Below are 23,067 nucleotides of genomic sequence, written 5' to 3' on the forward strand. Positions count from 1 at the left end.
ATGAAGAGAAATTATATAAAAAAATCGATAGCATTTGGTTTGGTACTAGGAAGCCTGTTGGTAACCTCTTGTGGGAAGGACTTCTTGAACCTGAAACCTATTGAAGATTTATCCGGGAATAACTACTGGCAGCGTGAAGAAGATGTTATCCAGAATATGAACAGTATTTACAGCACCTTCCGTTCTGCGACGATGCAACAGATTTTCTTTCCGGCAACTGGAGACATGCGTTGTGCGCCGATAAATCGGACATCCGCAACTAGTGGAGCGGGGCGGAATTATATCACCTATGTGCAGATGAACAATCTGAATGCAGCTATAAATGGAGACTTTGCTTATTTCGGATTTACGCAGTTAACAAAATGGGATCGTTTCTTTAAGATGGTACAAGCGGCAAATATTCTAAGTTTTGAAGTGGAACGGATGACTAATCTTTCTGCACAAAAGAAAGCAGCATACATAGCGGAAGCCGTATTTATGCGCAATTTGGCTTATTTCTTTATGGTTCGACTTTATGGAGATGTGCCGTATTATACGGAAGCATATCATACAAGTCCTTTGCCGCGTACAAATATGGTGACCGTGTTGAAAAATTGTTTGGCGGACATGGAAGCACACTACAAAAATATACCATGGACCTATGATGACCCTTCGGTCGTTGCGGTGCGCGCGATGCGTGGATCGGCGATCACATTAATGATGCATATGCATATGTGGGTTGCGGGCTTTTCGGAGCAAGATAAAGAGGCTTCATACCTTAAAGTAGAAGCACTCGGTAAGGAAATTATGGAGGAGAATAATGGGGCATACGAACTCCTGCCACTGGAAAGAACTAAAGAAATTTTCAAAGGACGGACCAAAGAAGGCTTGTTTGAAATCGTACAAAACTTAAACTTTGGTGAAACATTCCACCTGTCGGCTCCATATTCCGATTATGTTCTGCGTTATCCAAACAAGGTTACAACGCGTTCATACCTATACTACGACACGAAGTTTATGGAAGAGCTCTATCCACGTGGCGGACAGGATAAGCGTCAAACAGTTTGGTTTGATGAGCATATTTACAAGACAGATGGTATGATGCAGATGCTCAAGTTTGTAAACGTATTTATGGAAGAGGGGGAAGACTTTAACCCAGATGACAACCAGATTGTTTTTCGTTATGTAGATCCGATTTTATTACGTGCCGAGGCCTTAGCTGAGTTGAATAGAGATGCTGAAGCAAGAGCCGTGGTTAACGTGGTTAGAACAAGAGCTGGAGCGACATTGGCCGTTGCTGAATCTGGCGACGAGCTACGTGATTTTATATGGTGGGAGCGTACCCGTGAATTAATGGGAGAAGGACATTTTTACTATGATCTGGTGCGGACACAAAAAGTAATCAATTCGGATTATACCAGTAAACCAATGAATGTTGTTGCCTTCAAAGCCGGTGGCTGGACATGGCCGATACATACGGATGCATTGAAGAACAATCCGTATATGACATTAAATAATTATTGGAACTAAACCTAGTTAAAGACGATGAAAAGGAATTTAAATTATATCGTGGTTTTTGTGTTTGCCTTCTTGTTGATGGCTTCCTGCAAGAATGATTACTATCAGGATGGCGGAATACATGAGGCCAAATACAATGGTACAATTATGCAGTTTGTAGACTCCAGAAAGGATCTGTTCGATACGCTGGCACAAGTTATTAGGCTAGCGGGATATGATCAGGTACTGAATAGTGAAGAGGTTACTTTCTTTGCGCCTCCCGATCCAACGATTGGCAAATCCATAAAATACTTGAATACATTTCTCTATGCACGTGGGGAAGATACTGTAAAGAACTTGAACCAGATTCGTCCGGAAGTATGGCGCTATTTTTTAGGAAAGTATACACTGAAGGGTAAATATGTATTAAAAGACTTTCCACAATTGGATACAGCCAATATGCAGGCGTTCCCTGGACAAGGATATGTGACTTACGATAAAGAACCGATGAATATCGGGGTGATTTATAATGATGTGAAAACAAAAAATTCAGAGGGTGTGGTGCAAGTTATCAAATATGCGGGCTACCGCCAGCTTCATATCAATGATTTTGGGGGATTTACGATCAGCGGTCTTACTGTAGGTCCTGTGGCGACCTCGGATATTCAACCAACTAATGGGGCGGTGCATGTATTGCAATTTAGCAAGCATAGTTTTGGGTTTGAATCGATGAATTTTGCAGATAAGGCCTATAACGCAGGAATAGGACCATTAAAGAACTAACTAAGAACTAAATAGTAAATTATGAAAAGATATTTGTTTGGAAGACTTGCGGGATTGCTCTTGATTCAGGCCGTATTACTCGGCATGGTATCATGCAAGGACGATCTTACAATCGGTGAGGATCCTTACGCGGGGGGGAAGGAGCCATTTGGTATTTCGTTCCTTAAAAATTATTCCGACCCAGAAATTGCGGAACCGGGGTCTATGGTTACCTTCTTTGTGAAAGGACTAAAAAAGCACGAGGGTAAATTTGAATTTCTGATCAATGATAGTCCCGTGGCTATCGAAAGTGTTAGCGATTCTACTATCACCATTAGAGTGCCTGAAAAGGTAAGCTCCGGATTTAGTATGATTCGCATGGATAATCAGTTTTTCAACGGACCTGCGGTTTACATTGAAGGAAATGTATCTGTTGATGATAACTATAACATTGTAAACGGTTTTAATTATAGTGTCCAAGATATCTTAGGGCACAATGGTGGTCATATCGTCGTAGGGGCGTTTACGAACTTTGAGAACGAAGCTAGTACAACAGTTTTCAGAAATGGGTTCCATTATGTGAACAGCTTAGGGAAATCAGATGCCGCTTTAAATTTTCAAAAGGGTACTATGGGTACGGTGTATTCCATTAACAAACAAGGAAGTAAGTATATAGCTAGCGGTTTGTTTTCGGAATTCAATAAGCGTAAACTAAATAATATTGTGCGTTTGAATAGCGATGGTAAACTCGATAGTATGGTAGTGGATGTCTTGAACCCAACTCCAGAAAGACCGTTGAATGGAAAGGATACAGTGACAGCTTTTAATGGTGGTACCTTTGGCGGTATAACAGGAGGGACGTTTAACATGGGGGATATTTTAAAGAGTTTCCCTGTAACGGATAATAAAGTAGTTGCAGTTGGCGCATTCTCGTACCATTATAAAGTAGATTATAGATACTCATCGCGTGAAAATCGTCGGACTATTATAACACCAGTTCGAAGTGTTCTTCGTTTTAAAGAAGATGGTTCGCTGGATTCGACTTATATGATAAATAATGTAGGCGTAAATGGAAATATTTTAGGTGCGGTGATGCAGGAAGATGAGAAGCTAATTATGGGAGGTACCTTTACTACATTTAATAACCTCCCGGCCAACCGTTTAGTACGGCTCAATTCGGATGGCAAGATTGATCCAACATTTGCTGTTGGAAGTGGGCCGAATGGTGATATTATTAGTATACAGTACAACCCGAATATTAAAAAAATGGTTGTTACCGGACGATTCACTTCGTTCAATGGCGTGCCGGCTCGCGGTGTTGTCGTTCTCGATAAAAATGGACAGGTGGATCCAACATTCACGATGAGAAATGCGGGAACTGGACTTATTACTTTTGCACATATACTGAACAACGGTAGAATTGTCTTATCAGGTGGAATTACAGAGTATGATGGCGTAAAGCGGTCTTCATTACTGATTCTTAACTCGAATGGTGAGGCGCTGCAAAAGTATAATAATATTGGTCTTTTTGCAGGTATGGTTAACTCCTTAGTGGAGACAACTTCGTCCTTGGGAAGGCCTGCTATTTTATTGGGCGGGGATATTTTTCGCGTAGAAAAGAAGCTTGTTCGGAATATTGTAAAATTGGAAATTAAAGAATAAACCTAGAGAATGATGATAGTTAATATACAAGCGATAATGAAGCCGTGGAAATCATTGAACAAGGTTCTTGTTTTTGGGCTCGCTGCGGTTTGTTTTTCTTCCTGTAACGAAGATTTTCCAAACCTACTGAAGGGATATCCTTCGGATATTGCAGCTGATGCTGGCAAGGCAAAAGTACTAATGATCGTGGTAGACGGCCTAAGGGGGCAGGCTATCCAAGATATAGAACCGGCAACCTTAAAACAATTGCACAGAAGGTCTATGTATACTTTCGGTGGTTTGGCGGATACCTCAAAAATAGCGATGACCAATGAAACAGGTTGGGCCAATTTATTGACAGGCGTGGAACCTGCTAAGCATGGGGTTAAGGCGAATGATTTAGGAACCGCCAATCTTGGAGCGTATCCAACGATATTTGGTCGATTGAAAACTCAAAATACCGGATTAAAATCTGTTGCATTTACATCGAATGCTGATCTGTCTACACACCTTACTAAGGATGCGGATAAAAAGCAATCTTTCGCGGGCGATGATAACGCGACCCTAAGTGGTGCCCTGGCAGAAATCCAAACCGGAGATATGGATTTAATGATGGTGCAGTTTGGAGATGTAGAAAAAGCGGGTAAAACGGCAACTTATGAGAGTGACGATCCCGTATATAGTGCAGCTGTTCGGGAAGCCGATGTGAAGATCGGCAAATTAGTGGATGCAGTAAAGAAGCGATCGACGTATGGACAGGAAAACTGGTTGGTCATCGTGACTTCCAATAAAGGAGGTAAGATTGAGTCTTCTGTAGTGGACAATACGGTATATGGTGATCACTCTAGGAACACCTATACCTTGTTTTACTCGCCTAAATTTGCGGAACGCATCATTGCAAGACCGAATTCACAGCAGATTCCTTTTATCGGTAATGCGGTACGATTTACCTATGGTAACCCACCCGTTAATGCCATATTGGATGATGCATCGAAGTTTAATTTTGGTACCGATAAAGATTTTACGATCAATCTTCTTTTGAAGTGTACCAATCCGGGAGGAGGATGGAATTATCCAATTTTCTTTGCCAAACGAGTCGCTGGTTTCTCTGGCAATGGTTGGAATTTCTTTGGAGAAAGTCAAAATGGCAATACCGTATGGGGTTTTAACTCAAGTATGGGAGGTCAGGTTTTTGGAAAGCCTATTAATGACGGGAATTGGCATATTATCACCATCGTCGTTAGTCGATCGGGAGCAACAGATGTTATTAAAGGCTTTACTGACGGAAAGTTTGATATGGAGGTAACTGCTGGTTCAGGGAATGCTGATAATGCAGCCCCTTTAGCTATCGGTAAATGGAACGGAAATGCAAACGAAAGTGCCGATTGGTCGATTGCAAATGTTCAGATTTATAATACGGCATTTACGAATCAGGAGGTCGCTGAACACGCGGGCATAACACATATTGATAATACGCATGCAAAGTATAACAACTTGATGGGGTACTGGCCAGGCTACACAGATGTGAACACGGGGATGTTGAAAGAAAAAACGGGGAGAGCTGGCGATATGCGTCTTACAGGACCGTATTCTTGGGTGAGTTTCTCTGATGTCGCGAGCTACCTTAAACCGCCTATTTCGTATGCTTTTTATCGCTCGGTACCAAACTCTATCGATGTCCCTTTTATCATCTACCAATGGATGGGCGTGATCACGCCGAAAGAATGGGCCCTTGATGGGAAAAGCTGGACACCGACCTTTATTGATATCCGTGATTAACTAAACATTTGAAAATTATGAAATCCAAATACTTAATTTATTGCTTAGCGCTGGCCGGATTGTCGACCGTATTTTCTTGTGGCAAGTATGGCTACGATTTTGAAGATGGCTATCAGCAAGGCGATTCCACAGCATCGCCCATCAATACCGATACTACGATGTTTCTGGCTGATAAGAGTTTGTACGCTAAAGCGCGTGTGTTTCCCGGGCTCGTAGGAGAGAATGTGAAGCGTATTAAAGATACGACCATCACCATGAACCTCAGTTATGAGTACGTGAGTGATTATGAACGTATGGTGCAAGATGTTCCACAGCCCATATTTAGTACAAGCTTGTACGCCCCGGCAGGAGAGTTGATCCGTATCGTGGTACCGCAAGGTGTAATCGGTTTAACGGCGCAGATTGGCGTGCATATGGATAACCTTACCGGAAAGATTCCATTGCGTCGAGATCCAATTATTTATAGTGTGAAGGAATTGTTTCCAGGTACCAACTATATTCGGAATCTTTATGGTGGTACGATCTGGATCAAGCCAAATATTTCACAAAACAATCCTGTCAGCTTGAAGATTGCAGGCGCAGTGCGGGCTTCGGACTTCATCCATAATGTGACCGATGTAGCCAAGTGGCGGGAAGATATCTTGAAAAATGAAGTGCCTTGGTTGGAGCTGCGTTCTAAACGCGTTGTATTCAGTGTGCCACGCAATGCAATAGCTGCCTTGATTCAGGAAGGTAAATTGATGGATATTAATACAGTGATGGAAGAATGGGATACTATTTACGAGAAGGATTATTATGCTTGGATGGGATTGACGACGAATGCATCCGAGCTTAAAAACAAATATCCTACTTTACCGGAGCGTGGTGTGTTGGATATACAATTGACTGGTGGGTATGGGCACTCTGGAAATCCGTGGGTAGCGACAAATGACAGAGGCTGGTTGAACGAATGGGTTGATATCAATACGATTCGGTCGGGACAGAACTGGGGAACCTACCATGAAATTGGACATAACTATCAACAAGTGGGAACATGGAGCTGGAACGGTCTTGGGGAAACCACAAACAACCTATTTGTATTTAAAGGCTTGCACAGAAATGGTATCCATAAGGTAGGAGCTGCGCATCCGGCTTTGCCTACGGCGTTTCCTAAAGCGTTAGCCTATGCAAAACAGAATATCTCTAAAAATCAGCAAGTCGATGGGGTTGCCAATGAGGATGATGCTCCTTTCTTTAAGCTCGTGCAGTTCCTGCAGTTGTTTAATAAAATGAAAGGTAAGAATGGAGAGCCGGGATGGGATTTTATGCCATTTTTGTACAATAAAGCACGTAACGTGGATTACAGCTTTAGCTTGGACGAGGCGAAACGGGACTTCTTTTATCGCACCCTGTGCGAGTATACAGGTAAAGACTATCAACGTTTCTGTAGTGCATGGGGGATTGTGATAAGCTCCTTTGCGCGTAAAGAGATGGCTGCAAAATACCCTTCGATGGATCGGATGATATGGGAGTATAACCCATTGACTGATACGGGCGGGGATGCTGTCTTGAGTCCTAAAGTAGATTACTTTAATACCGAATGGACGATCTTATCGAAAAGTACAGAGGAGCCGACTGGTGAGGGGGCTGCAAACGGACAGGCTATTCGTATTATCGATGGTAATACCAGTACATTCTGGCATAGTCAATGGTCTGCTGCTACAGCGGTTCTTCCGCACACCTTTACACTCGATATGAATGCTACACAGGTTGTAAAAGGGTTTTATATGGTGCCACGCACCAACAGTTCTGGTCAACGACCTAAGGATATTGAAATCCAAATCAGTACGGATAATGTAACATACCGGGTAATTAAACAAGAGGACCTCGCGCCTGGCTTCTCTTTCCAGATGGCAAATAATGCAGATAGAAAGGAGTTTAGATTGAAGAATCGTACGGATGTTCGGTTTATAAAAATATTCTTTAGAAACACGAACCATAGCGGATCAGCGCATCACGCGATGTCAGAGTTTGGAGCGTTTTATGATGTTGATTAAGTAAATATTGACAGTTGATATGAAAAATTTTAAATTAAATATACAAAGTATTTGCATGGCATTGGCAGTACTTGGTGCGGGATTTACTTCCTGCACCAAGTATCTAGACCCAGATCCTACGTATGAAGAATATGAATTGCCGGTAGATACCACGTTGGTGAGTAGAAAAGTGTTGTTGATATCTATAGATGGTTTAGTGGGCAATGAGCTGAAAAAAGACGTGCCAGCTAACATTAAAGGAATGCTCGATAATAGTAAGTATTCGTATGAATCTATTGCGGATGAAAATACATCGGATCCTGCCTCTTGGGCAACCTTGATGACAGGAGTGAGCCATAATAAGCATAACATCAGTTCGGAGTCGTATATCCCGGCACCTAATCCAAATAATCCCCATGAGAACGAGGCTTTTTATCCTTCCGTTTTTTATCGGATACTGGAACAGGCTCCGTCAAAAAATACAACGGCCATTACGCAAGATCAAGGTCTTGGAAATGTATTGTTGATGGATGCGGGAGAGAACATACTTACCAATACGGATGAACAGACACGTGATAAGGCCATAGAGGAGTTGAAGAAAAATAGTACCGATGTTTTGTTTTTGCAATTTACCTCAGCCTTGAAGGCAGGTAAAAACTCTTCCTTCTCTTTTGATAGTCCAGAGTATAAAGAGGCAGTTTCTAAGCTGGATGGCTTTATCGGAGAAATTAAAAAAGCAATGGAGGCACGTCCAAATTTCCGTAAGGAAGAATGGTTGTTTATCGTGACATCTAACCATGGGGGTATCGAAGATGGTTATGGTGGGTCGAGCTTTCAGGAGCGAAATACCTTTACACTGTATCACAACAAACTGTTTAAAGAGTTGGAGCTGCGGGCTGATATGTTTGTAGCGCCACGTTTCTATGGCTATGATTTGGATAATATCAATACGGACAAAGCAATGCGTGGCCGCAATACTACGGTAGCTCCCGAAGAAGTAAATTATAATGTGAATAGAACAGGAGAAATTACCGTAGAGGCAAAGATTAAAATAAATAAAAATGCGTCAGGTAATTATTCTTATAGTTGGCCTCCTTTTTTGAGTAAAGTAGCGGCACGTAGTGGAAGTACAACTGGATGGTCCCTTTTCCGATCCGGTAACAATGTAAACTTCTTCGTGGCCGATGGATCCGACAAGATTGAGATCACGGGAGGACCTGTCGGTGTGGACGAGGTATGGACGCATATCACAGGTACTTTTTCCAGGGTAGATGGTGTGCCAACAGGAAAATTCTATGTTAACGGTACCCTTGCATCCAGTGATAAAAAACCATTACTCAATGTCGGAAATATTGCTTCGACTAGTCCATTGACATTTGGATACCAACAAGAAGTATTCTCGACGGCTTATCTGGATTTCTATATGACGGATGTACATATTTGGAACGTAGCCTTAACAGATGCGGAGGTACTTGAAAATGCCAGACGTATTGGGGTACCGGCCGATCACCCTCGGATTAAGAATTTGGTGGGCTATTGGGCGCTTGACGATGGAGAGAATGTCTTTAAAAATAAGGTCGCTGGGATGCCAAACCTACCGGTGTGGGGGAAAGCTAGCTATAACGTGTTTGGTAATAACTTACCTTATGTTGATCCAGCCAAAGCTATCTTGATTAAAAGTCAGGATGTTATGCCTCAGGTATTATATTGGATGCATGTAAATGTTCGTGATAACTGGGGATTGGAAGGACAGAACTTCCTGAAGAATTATGAAATTGAATTTTTGAAGTAAAAGACTAAACCTATGAGATATTTCAAATATACTTTTGGCGTGGCCGCGATGTTGGCCGTGATGTTGGCCTGTGATAAAGATAAGCTTCTTCTTCCGACGCAAGTGGAAAATCCAGAAACAGAAGCACAAACAATTATTTCAGGTCCTTCAAACATGAAGCTATCGGGGACTTATGATCTGAAATTTCGGATTCAATGGTCGGGAGTTAGCGATCGGGTAGCAAAAGCTGTTGTGCGTTACGAAGAGGCTAGTGGTAAAAAAGAAATTGAAGTGACCGACTTTACGAAAGATTTAATAATCCAGGCGGATCAGCTTCGCGGCTACAGTTTCGATGTTCATTTTGTAGCAAAAGACGGTACATTGTCTAAAACGGTAAATCGCACTGCGCTGAATAAAACATATTTAGTCGATTACCTTCGAGATAATTTCGAGCTTTCGAAAGAGTTTAGCAAACTCCGCGTGATTTGGGCCAATGAATCCAGTACACCTGTTACGGCTGATGTGGCTTATACCACGCAAGGAAAGACTTACAACCTACAGGTCGAGAATTCGACGGCATTACAGGATACCTTGGAAACAATAGCCTTAACAGCTGGGAAGGTCGATTTTAACGTTCGATTTAAAGATGGTACAGGGCGAGAGAGTGTAGTAAACACTAGTTTTGTGATGGTGGATGAGAACTATGTGACGGCAGCGCAGAAATCCAAATGGATTGTTGCGGTGTCAAATCAGCACAGCGCTGATCTTGGAGCTAGTAAATTATTTGATGGAATAACCACGGGTGATAACCACTGGCATACAAACTGGTCTCCAGATCCGGCCAAGCCGGAGACAGTTTTCCCACATGAAGTGGAGATTACTTTAGAGGAATTAATCTCGATTCAAGGATTGACTTTGTATAATAGAACAGGCGGCTCGAATGATGGTGTGAAAACATTTGACGTTTATGTTAGAAGGAAGTTTGAAGACGAGTATGAGAAAGTAGCGAGCGATTTGGTACAAGAGATGGCTCGTGGCGGTAAAAAATCATTTGTCATACCGACAACGAAACCTATTCGGATGGTGAAGTTGGTATTTAAAGATGCATGGCCTAGATCTGGCGTTGCAGGACAATATGCGCACCTCGCTGAAATCGATCTGAGAGGAATGCTAGAATAAAAAGATTTATTTATCATTCTTACAAAAAGAGAAGGCTGGGATATCCCAGCCTTCTCTTTTTGAGAATAGGTCTAAATAACGTTGATTTTCTTACCATCCCAACCAATCGCTTGAACTGTTGTTGTGCCGGTAGGAATATGAACTATAGTCTTTGAAGCATCCGGTGAACCAGCACCCGTGAAAGCAACTTTGACCAATTTATTACCCGACCATGTTTCAAAGGCAACGGCATGCTGCCACTGGCTATTATCCACAATAATCTTTTCACCTTCTTTAATAAACCCTTTTCCAGTATCTCCTTTCAGCGGAAGTTTATTTTTGTAGATATCCGTTGAATTTGCGGTGATATAATGTAGAACGGGTGTCGAAGGTTTAGGAAACTTAGACGCATATTGTTTTATTTCATTGATATCAGCTTCCGTAATACGCATGCGACCTACTGTATAATCGTCGACAATGTAATCGATAGGAGCGAGAATGCCCGATTTCTCAAAAAAGTCAGTAAGATCCAAGCGTGCTGCGTCACATGCATTTTTTACAAAAGCTAACTGATAAAACTTGTCCCCCGCATCTCCGGCATCCTCTTGCTGAGCAGCCTTGTTAAAAATGTCGGCATAAAAATCCTTTTGTCCCCAGCTATTGCCGGCACCGGCAACCACAAAATACAACTGAAGCTGCCAAAGCGGAACAAGTTTGACAAAATGATCACCACCCCAGTCGCGTGGCCTCTCACGCTCCCAACGGTCTGGCCCCGCTTGTGTAAGCCAAGGCTGTTTATGTACAAAAGCAGATTCCATATAGGCTGTTATACGTCCTCCAACCTTTCGCTCATCGTAATCTTTTAAAACTTCACGTTCCAGTTTCGGTTCCGTTGTGTTATAAAGGTACTGTGTCCAAACGGAATAGATGTTATTCGTCACTTCAGTTGTGCCGACCCATTTCATATGCGGACGTACTTGGTTCACATGGCCAAATTCATGCGCTACGCCCCACGAGTTCTTGCGTAAGTTCGGTATGTTCGCTACACTTTGCATCGTATTGTCATGAAAGGCAGCACCTATATGATCGGCATGCATGAAGCCTTCCCAAATAACGCGTCCAAACATATGGTTCTTTGGTTCTTTCTTATACTTCACCAATCCCATAATCTCATGCTGAATCGTGATGAGTGAATCATACAACTGCATCAGTTCAACGCCATGCGACGGATTTTCTTTCTGCAGCGATTTTACGGAATATGCCAGGTGAACTTTTTTACCCACCAAATCAACCACCGGACCATAAGAACCTGCCAGCATGCGCACATAATCTGCGTTGTTGTTTTTAGCAAGATTAAAAACCCCGTTTACTTTTCCCGATAAAATATGCACCTCCACATCAGCTTGTTTCTTTCCGTCTGTAAAATACTGAATGTAGCTGTTCCCTTTATTTTTTACCTTAAAAGTATTGTATCCTGGTTTTAACGGATAACTTTCTTGTTTAAAATTTTTGTCATCCCAATTGACCACAATGAGTTTGATGTCGGGATTTGCTGTTTTTGATAACCATATGACCGCTTCGTCGTTCGCATCAAAGTAGATACCCGTCGGATTTTCATAGGCCGAATAAGAACTGGTCTTCATTTGTGAAGCCAATAGTTTTGGATTCGTGTAGCTGCTATAAGAACGTAGGCGTTGTTTTAGTGGGTAGGTGTGGTTGAAAAGATCCGTAGCCGCCTGTTGTATACTTGAAGAACTAATGGTGGAGATCTGTTGTAACGTTACATTTTTTTTGAGTTTGGTTAGGTTCTGGTTTTGGAATACGCTGAGATCTTGCGGTGATTGCCCAATGGCGTAATAATGGGCCGCTAAAAGCAACCCAAAAAGTAAGGTTTTCTTCATAATTTTTTTTGTGTAAAATAAGCATTGTTAAACGATGTTTTGTATCCGTTTTAAACGCAAACGATTGTGTAAATAGTTTATTACTAGTTTTTTAATTATTGATTGTTCATGTTGTTAAAAAGAGTGAAATAAATTCTTGTTGTGGAGAAATTTACACATCTTAGCTTATCATTTAACCAAGATGAACAACTAATTTAATGAGACAGATACTCACCCTTGTATTTATATTTGTGCACGTTTGTTTTGCACAAAAAGCAACGAAAGAAACCTTTATTGTCGCTATTGAAAGGAACAGTACGGGTGCTAAAGGAGTTCAGGAGACTTACTATATAGCCTTGCAAACTTTAGGTCAAGCAGCGAGGGGTGGCCAACAGATGACCTATACGATTGAGGACTTGGAGGTTCGTGATGCCGCGGATTCGATGTTAAAATTTTCCTATAGGGAGCAGGTGATGGAACCTGACTTTATGAACTCATCTCGTGCCGTCGAATACATGTGTATGCTTAACAAGCCCATACCTTTCCTTGTGCAGGATGGGATTCCTAAATTAGATTCTCTTCCAGTCCGTCAATATATAGAGAAACAGCTGGATCACTGGGTCATCGAATCAGAAGTAGGTACGCAACTTGTTGGGAGCATCTATTCAAGCCTCAAAGAGCTGATGCATCACCTTTATTTTTCCAATCTATCGAAAAAGTTTAAACCAAAATTTGTGGGAAAGACGGCTGTCGTCGATAATACGACGTATGCGATTTTGAAGAACGGAAAAGGAGAACGCCAGGTTTCCTTCACGAAAACGGATAGCACATCGACACAGCAAGCTGAAGTACGTTATGATCCCCGTAACGCGATGATTAAAAAGTTAGACAGCAAGATATCATTTTCTTTAAAGATTGATAACAGACAAATTAACGGAGAGACGAACTTACATGTTGAACAAACGGCCTATATACGGAAAGGAAATGTTAGAAGTGATTATTTAGATATGTTGATGCGGGGAAGCTATTGGAGCGATGCCCTGAAAGAGAAGGGAAAAACCGATAGCTTGAAAGTTGAAAAGTACATCGCCAGCTATGAGCCGAATTATAGTAATAATCGACTATATGCTGGGATGAAGTTAGGGAGTTTGCAAAAGGCAGACAGTTATAAACGCTATCGGGCAGAATTGAACCATATGCCCATTTCTTTATTAAGGGGAACATTTCACTTGAGCAATAAGCTTAATGATGAGGGTCTTTCTATGGAAGATTTGACTGATCTTATTCCTCTTTTACGTGAGGGAGATTTATATGATTTCCTACACAATACATTAGCACAACGTCTCCTCGATAAACAAAATAAACAAGCATTTGCTACCTTATTGCATATCAATGCTAATATGACGGCTAAGGAAAAATTAGAAACTGATCCATTGGTGTTTTGGGCGAAATCGCTAAGGGCACCGCAGATGGACAGTGTGCAGTATTGGCAAAAGATAATGCTCGGGTGGGATCAGGAAACATGGAATAAAAGTAATGCCGGACGCTATGCATTGTTGCTTCAGCAGATTTTGGTAAAGAAAAATCTAAACCATGATGCCGACTTGCAGATGATCATTGATAAGATTCAACTATTAGTTGAAGATCCTGAAAATAAAAGAAGGTTAACGCATAAGGGCTTATTGGCATATGCGTATTACCTCCAGTATGAAACAAAAGTAAAAACTAATGAAGAGCAATCTTTAGCTTCTTTGGAAAGGGCCGCCTTCTATTCGCCAAAAGGGGCGGCAGACAAAGCGCGCGAAAGTTTTTATGATCGTGTTTTTCTCCTGTCGAAGGAAAACTATACGAATGACTATATAGAAGAGCTCAGCAAAAGGGGGCAATCCGATGTGGCCCTTGAAAAACGTGTGCAGGAGTTTTTGTACAACCCTACTGATGGTTATGATGATCTGGCTACTTTCTACACCAACTTGAAGGGACGAGCGGCTTTTGTCACTTTCTTCAAGCAGGAAATTATCCCACAGCTCCCTAATGCACCAGATTTTGTTTTGTATGATTTGCAGCAAAATAAGGTGGCGCTTGAAAACCTAAAAGGAAAGTGGTCGTTGATAGATTTTTGGGGCACATGGTGTGGTCCCTGTGTGGCAGAGATGCCCAAAATAAATAAGTTTTATACAGATAATCAGGATAAATCGAACACTAATATTAATTTAATTACGATAGCTTGTTACGACACGGCGGACAAGGTTCGAACCTTTTTAACAAACAATAGTTATTCTATTCCGGTACTCCTGTCGGATGATAAAGTGCAACACGATTATAAGGTGCCAGGATATCCAGCAAAGTATATTATTACACCTGAAGGAAAGATGATTCCCGTACGTTTTGGTTTCGATTGGCAACCATTCCTCGCTAAATTGGCATCGCTTTAATGACGTAAATCATCGATGTTTGCGTAGAACAGCAAGTTTAGTTAAGTTTACTGCATATATACTAATGTTTTTAAGTGATGGACTATATATTCAGACAAGCAACCCTAGCCGATCATGCCGCAATTTGGGAAATTATATCGCAAGCTATCTTACGGCGTAAAGCGGATGGCAGTAAGCAATGGCAGGATGGGTATCCAAATCCTACGGTTATCCAAAGTGATATAACACGTGGAATTGGTTATGTCTTGGTTATTGGTGAAGAAATTGTGGGGTATACCGCAATTCTTATCAATGATGAACCTGCTTATGATGAACTCGAAGGGACCTGGCTAACTACAGGTGATTTTGTGGTGTTTCATCGGGTGGCGATTGCAGAGCAACAGCTGGGAAAAGGACTCGCAAAGCTCTTACTTCACCATATTGAAGAGTTCGCTTTACAACAAGGTATCTATAGTGTTAAAGCTGACACCAACTTTGATAATCCGGGTATGTTGAAAACATTCGAAAAACAAGGGTATGTTTATTGTGGTGAAGTAACTTTCCGGGGCGCCAAGCGGAAAGCATATGAGAAGGTCTTGCGATAAAGAGACTGTAGCTGTTCTTTTTCTGCCATTATTGTACGTGGTTATTCACACATTTTTGTTACTTAATGAAATATTTTGTGAAAGATGTAAAAGAAAATAAACTTTTTTCTCTATGTTTGGAATCGGACTAATAATCAACCGATTCTAAACTAAAATACGTATGAAGTACTACTATCTCCTTTTGCTCGGGCTCTTCGTTAGTAACTTATGTCGAGCGCAAGAGGAAAGAAAGGAAGTTGTATCGTTCGAGGATGCTTATAAACGAAATTATCCTATTACTAAGCTAGCTGGACAACGACCGCGGGTAGATGGAAGGCTTGATGACGATATCTGGCAGAATAAAGGTGTCTGGTCCGAGATTTTCTCTCAAGTCATACCGTTTGAACGAGCACATACGGATTCCTGGACAAGGGTCAAGATTTTTTATGATGACACCAACCTTTACGTAGGCGTATACTGTAAAGATAAACACCCAGAAACGATGAATGCTTTTATCGGGAATCGGGATGATAATAGTAATGGGGATTTAATCAGTATTGCCTTTGACACCTACCACGATTACCGGGTGGCGAGTGAGTTCAATATTAACCTTGGAGGAAATAAAACGGATCTGACGGTAACCGATAAACTATCGGTCAACTTGAGCTGGAATGCGGTATGGGAGGGACATACCCATATTAATATGCCGGACTCTAGTTGGACGGCAGAGCTTCGAATACCATTCAGTCAACTTCGTTATAACCAAAAAAATAGCGATGGTATTTGGGGATTGCATGTGCGACGGATCATTCGGCGAAATAATGAGGTACAGAACTGGAGCATGATCCCTATTAAAAATAATGGACATGTGTTTTCTTTTGGCGAGATGCATGGAATGAATGCTCTTCCAAAGCCGCGAGGAATAGAATTTTTGCCTTATACGATGGCCAAGTTCACCAAAGAGCCTAAAGTCGTTGGGAGCCCCTATCAAACGGGGAGTAAATGGGGGAAAAATGTAGGTTTGGATGCTAAGTTTGCCTTGAGCGATTTTACGCTTGATGTAACTATAAATCCAGATTACGGACAGGTGGAACTTGATCCTTCGGTGATGAATCTTACAGCCTATGAAGTTTACTATGATGAGAAGCGCCCTTTCTTTTTAGAAGGAAAACATATTCTTGAATTTGACAACAATGACGGGGGAATGATGTTCTATTCCCGACGTATTGGCGCTATGCCTTCCTATCAGCCACGTGGCATCGATAATAATACAAGCTTTGCCGCGACGCCAAAAAATATCCCAATCTTGGGCGCGATGAAGCTCACCGGAACAAATCGTAACGGGGTGACGGTAGGTTTTTTACAGAGTGTTACCGCACAGACTTCCTCGGCGGTAACCCGCGATGGTGTTGCGCATACGGAGGTAACGGAGCCTTTAACAAACTATACGGTGGCACGCGTACAGAAAAACTGGAACGGTAATACATTGGTCGGAGGAATGGTGACTGCTGTGAACAGGAAACTAAATGAAAACTACCTCAAGGATGCGCTTGTTGCCAACGCTTTTACGGGAGGCGTAGATTTTACGCAATATTTTGCTAAGCGCTTGTATTACATTGATGCAAAAGCAATGTTTAGTACGCTTCACGGTTCATCTCAAGCTATTCTAAATACAAAACTAAACGCTGCCCATTATTACCATCGTGCGTCGGGACTTCCTTATTTAGATCTTGAACCCGATGCACGGTCCTTACAAGGAACCAGTGGTTTTATTAAGGCTGGAAAGAAAGGTAATGCGCAGTGGAATTTTTCACAAACATTTAGTTGGGCTTCTCCCGGATTTGATCTCAATGATGTCGGCTTTATGAAGCAAGCGGACTATAAACTAAACGAGTCCGAAATTGCCTTTCGAAAGACGGATCCCTGGGGTCCATTCCGCTTCGCGGGGATTAATTTCACGCAAAAAAATGTATGGAATTATGGGGGAGATGCGATGAATAATGATGTTGCTATTCGTTGGCGAAGTTTAAGTATCAAACGACGCATTGAGATGGATATCAAAGAAACATTTAGTTGGAATACGGTGGATAGCCGCCGTTTACGTGGAGGGCCTGACATGCGATATAACTCCAATTTTGAGACGAATATTGCCTTGAGTACAGACCGTGCCAAGCGTATTATGTTTAAATTAGACTACAATGGACGCCATTATTTGGATGAAAAAACGGGATACAATGCAATCCACCCGAGTATGGTCTTTCGATTGGGGAATCATGTGCGGTTAGCGGGGCAGTTTAATTATGCGTGGAATACAGATAATATACAGTATGTAAGCACGGTTGTACCCATGGGCGGTCCGACGACAAATCCAACGGAATATATTTTAGGACGTATGGATCAGGAAACCTACGGTGTAACCCTCAATATGCAGGTTAACGTGACGCCGGATGTATCTATTCAATTTTATGGTTCACCCTTCACGTCGGTTGCTAAATATGATCAGTTTAAATTGGCCAGCGATACAAAGGCGCGTAGATATGGAGATCGCTTTATCGCGTTTGCAGAACCGGAGGTACAGTTGGAGGAAGGTTTTTATACCGTAGATCATGCGGGTAAAAGTTTGCGGTTTAAAGATCCTAATTTTAGTTTCAACGAGTTTCGTTCTAATTTGGTTGCGCGGTGGGAGTACTTGCCAGGATCAACGGTTTATTTGGTTTGGGAGCATAATCAGTCTTATCGCGATGCTATTTACCAACCAGGCTGGGGAAATAATCTTGACCGTTTGTTGGGATTCCCGGCGAGCAATACATTTATGATGAAATTGAATTATTGGTTCAATTTATAGAAAAATTAATTTCCTGTTAGGGGGAATTTATATATATTTGGAGCGAAAGAAGACTAAAAGCCTGGGATTCTTGGTAATATATTGTTAGTTGTTGTGTTTGCTACCTAACAAAAAAAGAAACCAATAAACATGAAAAGTATTCGTAAGCCAGCTCTGCTGGCTTACTCTCTTTAAAATCTATGTTAGATATGGATAAAAGAAAAGATGAACCTGGAAATTACAATGAGACTAGTTATGAAAAACATGCGAACTGGTATCATTCGTTATTTCCCGACGATGCACAGAAAATCGCAGCACTTGAAAATATTCGCGATTATAAAGGAACAATAAATCACTGGTTGCAAGAGGTTTTTTTTAGTGCTTTAAAACCATTTATAGCCAATAAAAAGGATCGTTGGCTTACGGTGGGTGATGCGTATGGACATGATGCTATGTACCTTTTAGAAAATGGTGTAGAACAAGTTCTTGCGAGTGACCTGAATGATAATTTTCTACAGTTTGCACAGCAATTGAAATTAGTGAATGAATTTGCGGCAGAGAACGCAGAGAATCTTTCGTTTGCAACAAATAGTATGGATTATATTCTGTGTAAAGAAAGTTATCATCACTTTCCTCGTCCTTACGCCGCGTTGTATGAGATGATTCGCGTCGCAAAAAAAGGCATTATTATTATAGAACCGCAAGATCCGATCAGTAAGATGCCGCTCTTGTTGTTTGCAAGTAATCTGTTGGAGAAGATAAACCAAAAGCTTATTGGCAAAATTTGGAAAAATCGATTCTCGTATGAACCGGTCGGTAACTTTGTTTATAAAGTATCTGAAAGAGAGTTTGAGAAGTTTGCAGCAGGCTTAAACTTACCACTGGTTGCAATTAAAATGTTAAATCCTAATTTCTGGTTTCCTGGAAGCAATAGGATGCTCGCACATAAGTCCGAAAAGGCTTTTAAAAAGATTCTTTTCAAGAAAAAATTACGAGACGTACTGAGTAAGTGGGGGATTGTACCGTGCCAGACCCTGAGCATTGTCGTGTTTAAAGAAATGCCTGATCAACAGATGAAAGAAAGACTCTCAGCGGCTGACTATAAACTGATAGAAATCCCCACAAACCCGTACTTATAAAAACATATTTTTCTCCGTTTTTATTGCGATGTTGCGGCATGCTTTGCTGCGACATAACCGAAGACAATACTTTGCGCAATTGTTCCGCCAGCGCCAGGATAGCTGCGTCCGAAAACATTTGCAGCGTTATTCCCAATAGCATAGAGACGTGAGATTGGTACGCCATCTTCACGCAAAACTTGTGCATATTCATTGGTCATCACGCCACCACAGGTGCCGAGATCGGAAAGTACCAATCGTAAGGCATATAGCTTGCCTGTTAAGGCACGGAGATTAGGGTTTGGGTGTACCGTAGGGTCACCATAGTAGTGGTCGTAGGCACTTTTACCCCGTTGGAAGTCTGGATCGGCACCGGCTTCTGCAAAGTCATTATAACGTGATATGGTTTCTGCTAGTCCCTCCGCAGGCACATTAATTGCATGTGCTAATTCAGTAACTGTTGTCGCTTGATGGACAATGCCAGCTTGATACCAGCTTTTTGGAAAAGGCATCCGTGGAAATATGGATCCTGCGATCAGGTAATTGTTTTTATAGAACTGATCAAAGATAAACCACATCGTCTGTATAGGCTTGCCACCAGCTTCTTGTTTACGAATAAACTGGCCAAAACTCATATAGTCTGTTGCTTCGTTAATAAATCGCTTTCCTTCTTCATTGATAATCAGACTGCCTGGGAGAGAACGCTCCGCGAGGAGGATCATCGGTTTTTCGCCTTTGGAAAGGGGGGCGACTGCAGGAAACCACCAGGCTTCTTCCATCAATCCTGTTTGTACGCCTAGCGGTTCTACAATATCGAGTGTGTCTCCCATATTTCCTGCAGCACCCATACTCAGGTCATCCACGATATAAGGTGATTGATATTTCTGTCTTTTGATTAGATTATGGTCAAAGCCACCTGCAGCGAGGACTACACCTTTACGTACTTGTATGGTAAATTGTTCACCGCGTTGCTCCACAACGGCCCCGATTACTTTGTTGCCATCTGTATTTAATCGAATCAAGCGGGTATCTGTCCAAACGGGAACCCCAGCGCGTAGAAGTCCGGCGAACATACCTGCTGCGATCGCTTGGCCGCCGGCAACGTATTTTCGCCCCAATAAAAGGCCACCCACCCCCTGTGCTAGTCTTTTGAGGATAAGGGGAAATGCTTTAAATGGACGACGTAACATCAGGTTCATCCATTTATAGTCCGCACCCGTGACGGGCATCGGAACAGGGGCTTCCATGGGACTACCCCGAAAGCGGTGACGTTCGGCACCTAGCTTGGAGATATCAAAAGGTTTACATTCGCAGCTTCGTCCCAAAAGATCGCCTCCTGGTTTTTCGGGATGGTAGTCGGCATAGCCTTTGGCCCAGAAAAAATGCATGGGTGTGGTACGCAACAGCATATCAACGGCGGCAGCTCCATTGGAGAGGAAGGCGTGACGTCGTACTGCTGAGCTGTTGTCGCCAACCAAGGCATCGAGATATTTCTTTGCTTTGTCTAGGTCGTCTGTGGAGCCGCTCTCCAGTAATGTACGATTGGCTGGAATCCAGAAGGCTCCCCCGGAGAGGGCTGTAGAACCGCCTACAAATTCTGTTTTTTCGATAACGAGACATTCCAATCCCTGTTCTTGGGCGGCTAGTGCTGCTGCCATACCGGTGCCAGATCCCATGATGAGAAGATCGATGGTGCAATCATTTGCTTTTGGACCTATAGGTGCCCTATTTAATGGTGTTTTGCTCATATTCTTTTATTGTTTATAAGGTGTCGTCCAGATAAAACGAGACATTTTAGACAGATTTGAGAAAAGGGGGTATCGTAATATAACCTTTTTTGTGCAATAAAACGAAGCGTTGTTTTTGTTTATATATTGATAATCAATGTTTAATGTTGTTTTTTTCTTGTCGTGACAAAAAAAATGACGATAAAATGTAGTAACTGCATTGCAGATTTAAAAACTGCTCGTACATTTGGCTTGTCAAATGAGAGTATTGGTAACATTGGTCCTATCGTTGTTTTTCCTTGTCGTAAAAGGGGAGCAAGTGCATCTTTTCAAGGTGCAGCATATAGGATTCTGTGACCATATTGTGGTGAACAAGATTCGACAAGAACAAATTCACGCACACAAGACCATGCACCTGAGTAAAGGGTTAACTCCGATGAGTAGAGAGAGTGACTCCCTGACCGAGCTTACAGAAGATCTCCAAGATCTACAGAATATGAGTTTGCGGGGCAAAGATTTACTATTGTTCAGTTATGTCTTTCTCCTCAGTTGGTTTCCCTTATCATTCAAGAATAAATTTCCCTTTAATTGGCAATGGCCTATAGTTGCCTCTTATAAGTATATTCTGCAACGGGTTCTTCGAATCTGAAAATAAAAAATATCTTCTCGTCAATGCACACTTGAAAGCATACGGATATGCCTGTTTTGTTTAGGTAAATCGTGGGTTTTATTCATTTCTGTTGCCTTGACGACGTCTTAAATTTGATCGATAGTCAACGATCATCCTTATCCTTATTTTTTATTTTTATTCCATTTTCAACAATGAAAAAAATTGGTATTGCGCTTGTAGCGAGTACGTGTTTGGTGGTAAGCCTATACAGTTGTACGCAATCAAAAGCAGAGAAAGAAGAAGAACACGTGGTTTACCCCACAACACACCCAGTACGGGTTGATACAACATTTAACAAAGAGTATGTGTCGCAAATCCGTTCGGTACGGAATATTGAAATCCGGGCCCTGGAAAAAGGGTTTTTAGAACAAATGTATGTAGATGAAGGACAGAATGTTCATGCCGGACAGTTGCTTTTTCGTATTATGCCAAAGCTCTATCAAGCGGAATATTTAAAAGCACAAGCCGAGGTGAAGGCCGGTGAAATTGAGGTTCAAAATGTTAAGATATTGGCTGAAAAACAGATTGTTTCTCCCAATGAATTGGCACTTGCCCAAGCGAAATTAGAAAAGGCGAAAGCGGAGGTAGCTCTTGCTAAATTCCATTTATCAGCAACAGAAATTAGAGCGCCTTTTGATGGAGTTATTGACCGTATCCCATTGAAATTGGGAAGTTTGGTCGATGAAGGAGAGCTCCTTACGAGCTTATCCGATAACAGCCAGATGTTTGCGTACTTTAATGTCTCTGAACCTGAGTACCTGGATTACCAAAACAATGCCACAGCCCAACAGAACAAAGATGTTAAGTTGCTACTCGCTAATAATCAACTGTTGAAATATCCGGGACGTGTCGAAACCGTAGAAGGAGAATTTAATAGTGAAACCGGCAATATTGCCTTCAGAGCCCGCTTCCCAAATCCTGATCGATTGCTTAAGAATGGGCAGACGGGTAAAATTCAAATGCGGGTACCACTGGAAAAGGCCTTGGTGATTCCGCAGAAAGCTACGTATGAAGTGCAGGATCAAAAATATGCTTTTGTCGTCGATGCACATGGGGTGGTGCATAGCAGGCTAATTGAAATTAGTCACATGCTGCCCGATGTATATGTGGTGTCGGCTGGACTTTCTGAAAATGATCAGGTTTTATTGGAAGGGCTACAGAAAGTAAAAGACGATGAGCATGTGCGTACCAAGCTGATGGATCCTAAGTTTATTCTAGGAAATCTCCGGTTAAAATCTGAATAGTCAC

Annotated in this window: 15 protein-coding genes; 13 read left to right on the top strand and 2 right to left on the bottom strand. The window is 41.9% G+C overall.

What is annotated here, in order from left to right:
- The 7 genes from E2P86_RS04355 to E2P86_RS04385 are packed head-to-tail and all read left to right on the top strand — an operon-like array spanning position 1 to position 10,623.
- On the top strand, positions 1 to 1,509 hold the full coding sequence (locus E2P86_RS04355) for a RagB/SusD family nutrient uptake outer membrane protein (protein ID WP_134431069.1): 1,509 nt from the start codon (positions 1 to 3) through the stop codon (positions 1,507 to 1,509).
- A gap of 15 nt (positions 1,510 to 1,524) precedes the next feature.
- Complete coding sequence (locus E2P86_RS04360; RefSeq protein WP_134431072.1) at positions 1,525 to 2,259, top strand: fasciclin domain-containing protein; 735 nt, start codon at positions 1,525 to 1,527, stop codon at positions 2,257 to 2,259.
- 21 nt (positions 2,260 to 2,280) lie between these two features.
- A complete protein-coding gene (locus E2P86_RS04365) occupies positions 2,281 to 3,900 on the top strand; it encodes a DUF5008 domain-containing protein (protein WP_134431075.1) in 1,620 nt (539 codons plus the stop codon).
- A gap of 9 nt (positions 3,901 to 3,909) precedes the next feature.
- A complete protein-coding gene (locus E2P86_RS04370) occupies positions 3,910 to 5,658 on the top strand; it encodes a LamG-like jellyroll fold domain-containing protein (RefSeq protein WP_134431077.1) in 1,749 nt (582 codons plus the stop codon).
- Positions 5,659 to 5,675: 17 nt separating this feature from the next.
- Complete coding sequence (locus tag E2P86_RS04375) at positions 5,676 to 7,694, top strand: M60 family metallopeptidase (protein WP_134431080.1); 2,019 nt, start codon at positions 5,676 to 5,678, stop codon at positions 7,692 to 7,694.
- 19 nt (positions 7,695 to 7,713) lie between these two features.
- A complete protein-coding gene (locus E2P86_RS04380; RefSeq protein WP_134431083.1) occupies positions 7,714 to 9,465 on the top strand; it encodes a LamG-like jellyroll fold domain-containing protein in 1,752 nt (583 codons plus the stop codon).
- A gap of 12 nt (positions 9,466 to 9,477) precedes the next feature.
- Positions 9,478 to 10,623 carry a discoidin domain-containing protein gene (locus E2P86_RS04385; protein ID WP_134431086.1) on the top strand — a complete coding sequence of 382 codons (1,146 nt, stop codon included), beginning with the start codon at positions 9,478 to 9,480 and terminating at the stop codon, positions 10,621 to 10,623.
- Between the two features lie 71 nt (positions 10,624 to 10,694).
- Here E2P86_RS04385 and E2P86_RS04390 read toward each other — a convergent pair whose 3' ends face one another.
- Positions 10,695 to 12,503: a M60 family metallopeptidase gene (locus tag E2P86_RS04390; RefSeq protein WP_134431088.1), complete on the bottom strand. Its 1,809-nt coding sequence runs from the start codon at positions 12,501 to 12,503 to the stop codon at positions 10,695 to 10,697.
- A gap of 197 nt (positions 12,504 to 12,700) precedes the next feature.
- Here E2P86_RS04390 and E2P86_RS04395 point away from each other — a divergent pair, with 197 nt between their 5' ends.
- From E2P86_RS04395 to E2P86_RS04410, 4 genes are all read left to right on the top strand, one after another.
- Positions 12,701 to 14,917: a TlpA family protein disulfide reductase gene (locus E2P86_RS04395; RefSeq protein WP_134431090.1), complete on the top strand. Its 2,217-nt coding sequence runs from the start codon at positions 12,701 to 12,703 to the stop codon at positions 14,915 to 14,917.
- 77 nt (positions 14,918 to 14,994) lie between these two features.
- Positions 14,995 to 15,501, top strand: coding sequence for a GNAT family N-acetyltransferase (locus E2P86_RS04400; RefSeq protein ID WP_085474468.1), 507 nt, complete (start codon positions 14,995 to 14,997; stop codon positions 15,499 to 15,501).
- 160 nt (positions 15,502 to 15,661) lie between these two features.
- Complete coding sequence (locus E2P86_RS04405; protein ID WP_134431093.1) at positions 15,662 to 18,325, top strand: DUF5916 domain-containing protein; 2,664 nt, start codon at positions 15,662 to 15,664, stop codon at positions 18,323 to 18,325.
- Between the two features lie 188 nt (positions 18,326 to 18,513).
- Entirely contained in the window at positions 18,514 to 19,443 is a 930-nt protein-coding gene (locus tag E2P86_RS04410; protein WP_085474538.1) for a class I SAM-dependent methyltransferase, read from the top strand.
- Positions 19,444 to 19,463: 20 nt separating this feature from the next.
- On the opposite strand, the gene E2P86_RS04415 is transcribed toward E2P86_RS04410, so the two are convergent.
- On the bottom strand, positions 19,464 to 21,170 hold the full coding sequence (locus E2P86_RS04415) for a 3-ketosteroid-delta-1-dehydrogenase (protein ID WP_134431096.1): 1,707 nt from the start codon (positions 21,168 to 21,170) through the stop codon (positions 19,464 to 19,466).
- Between the two features lie 238 nt (positions 21,171 to 21,408).
- Between E2P86_RS04415 and E2P86_RS04420 the strand changes: the two genes are divergently transcribed.
- Positions 21,409 to 21,798, top strand: coding sequence for a hypothetical protein (locus E2P86_RS04420; RefSeq protein ID WP_134431099.1), 390 nt, complete (start codon positions 21,409 to 21,411; stop codon positions 21,796 to 21,798).
- 173 nt (positions 21,799 to 21,971) lie between these two features.
- Positions 21,972 to 23,063: an efflux RND transporter periplasmic adaptor subunit gene (locus E2P86_RS04425; protein WP_085474464.1), complete on the top strand. Its 1,092-nt coding sequence runs from the start codon at positions 21,972 to 21,974 to the stop codon at positions 23,061 to 23,063.
- Positions 23,064 to 23,067: the final 4 nt, after the last annotated feature.

The organism is Sphingobacterium psychroaquaticum, from assembly GCF_004421025.1.
Classification (GTDB): Bacteria; Bacteroidota; Bacteroidia; order Sphingobacteriales; family Sphingobacteriaceae; genus Sphingobacterium; species Sphingobacterium psychroaquaticum.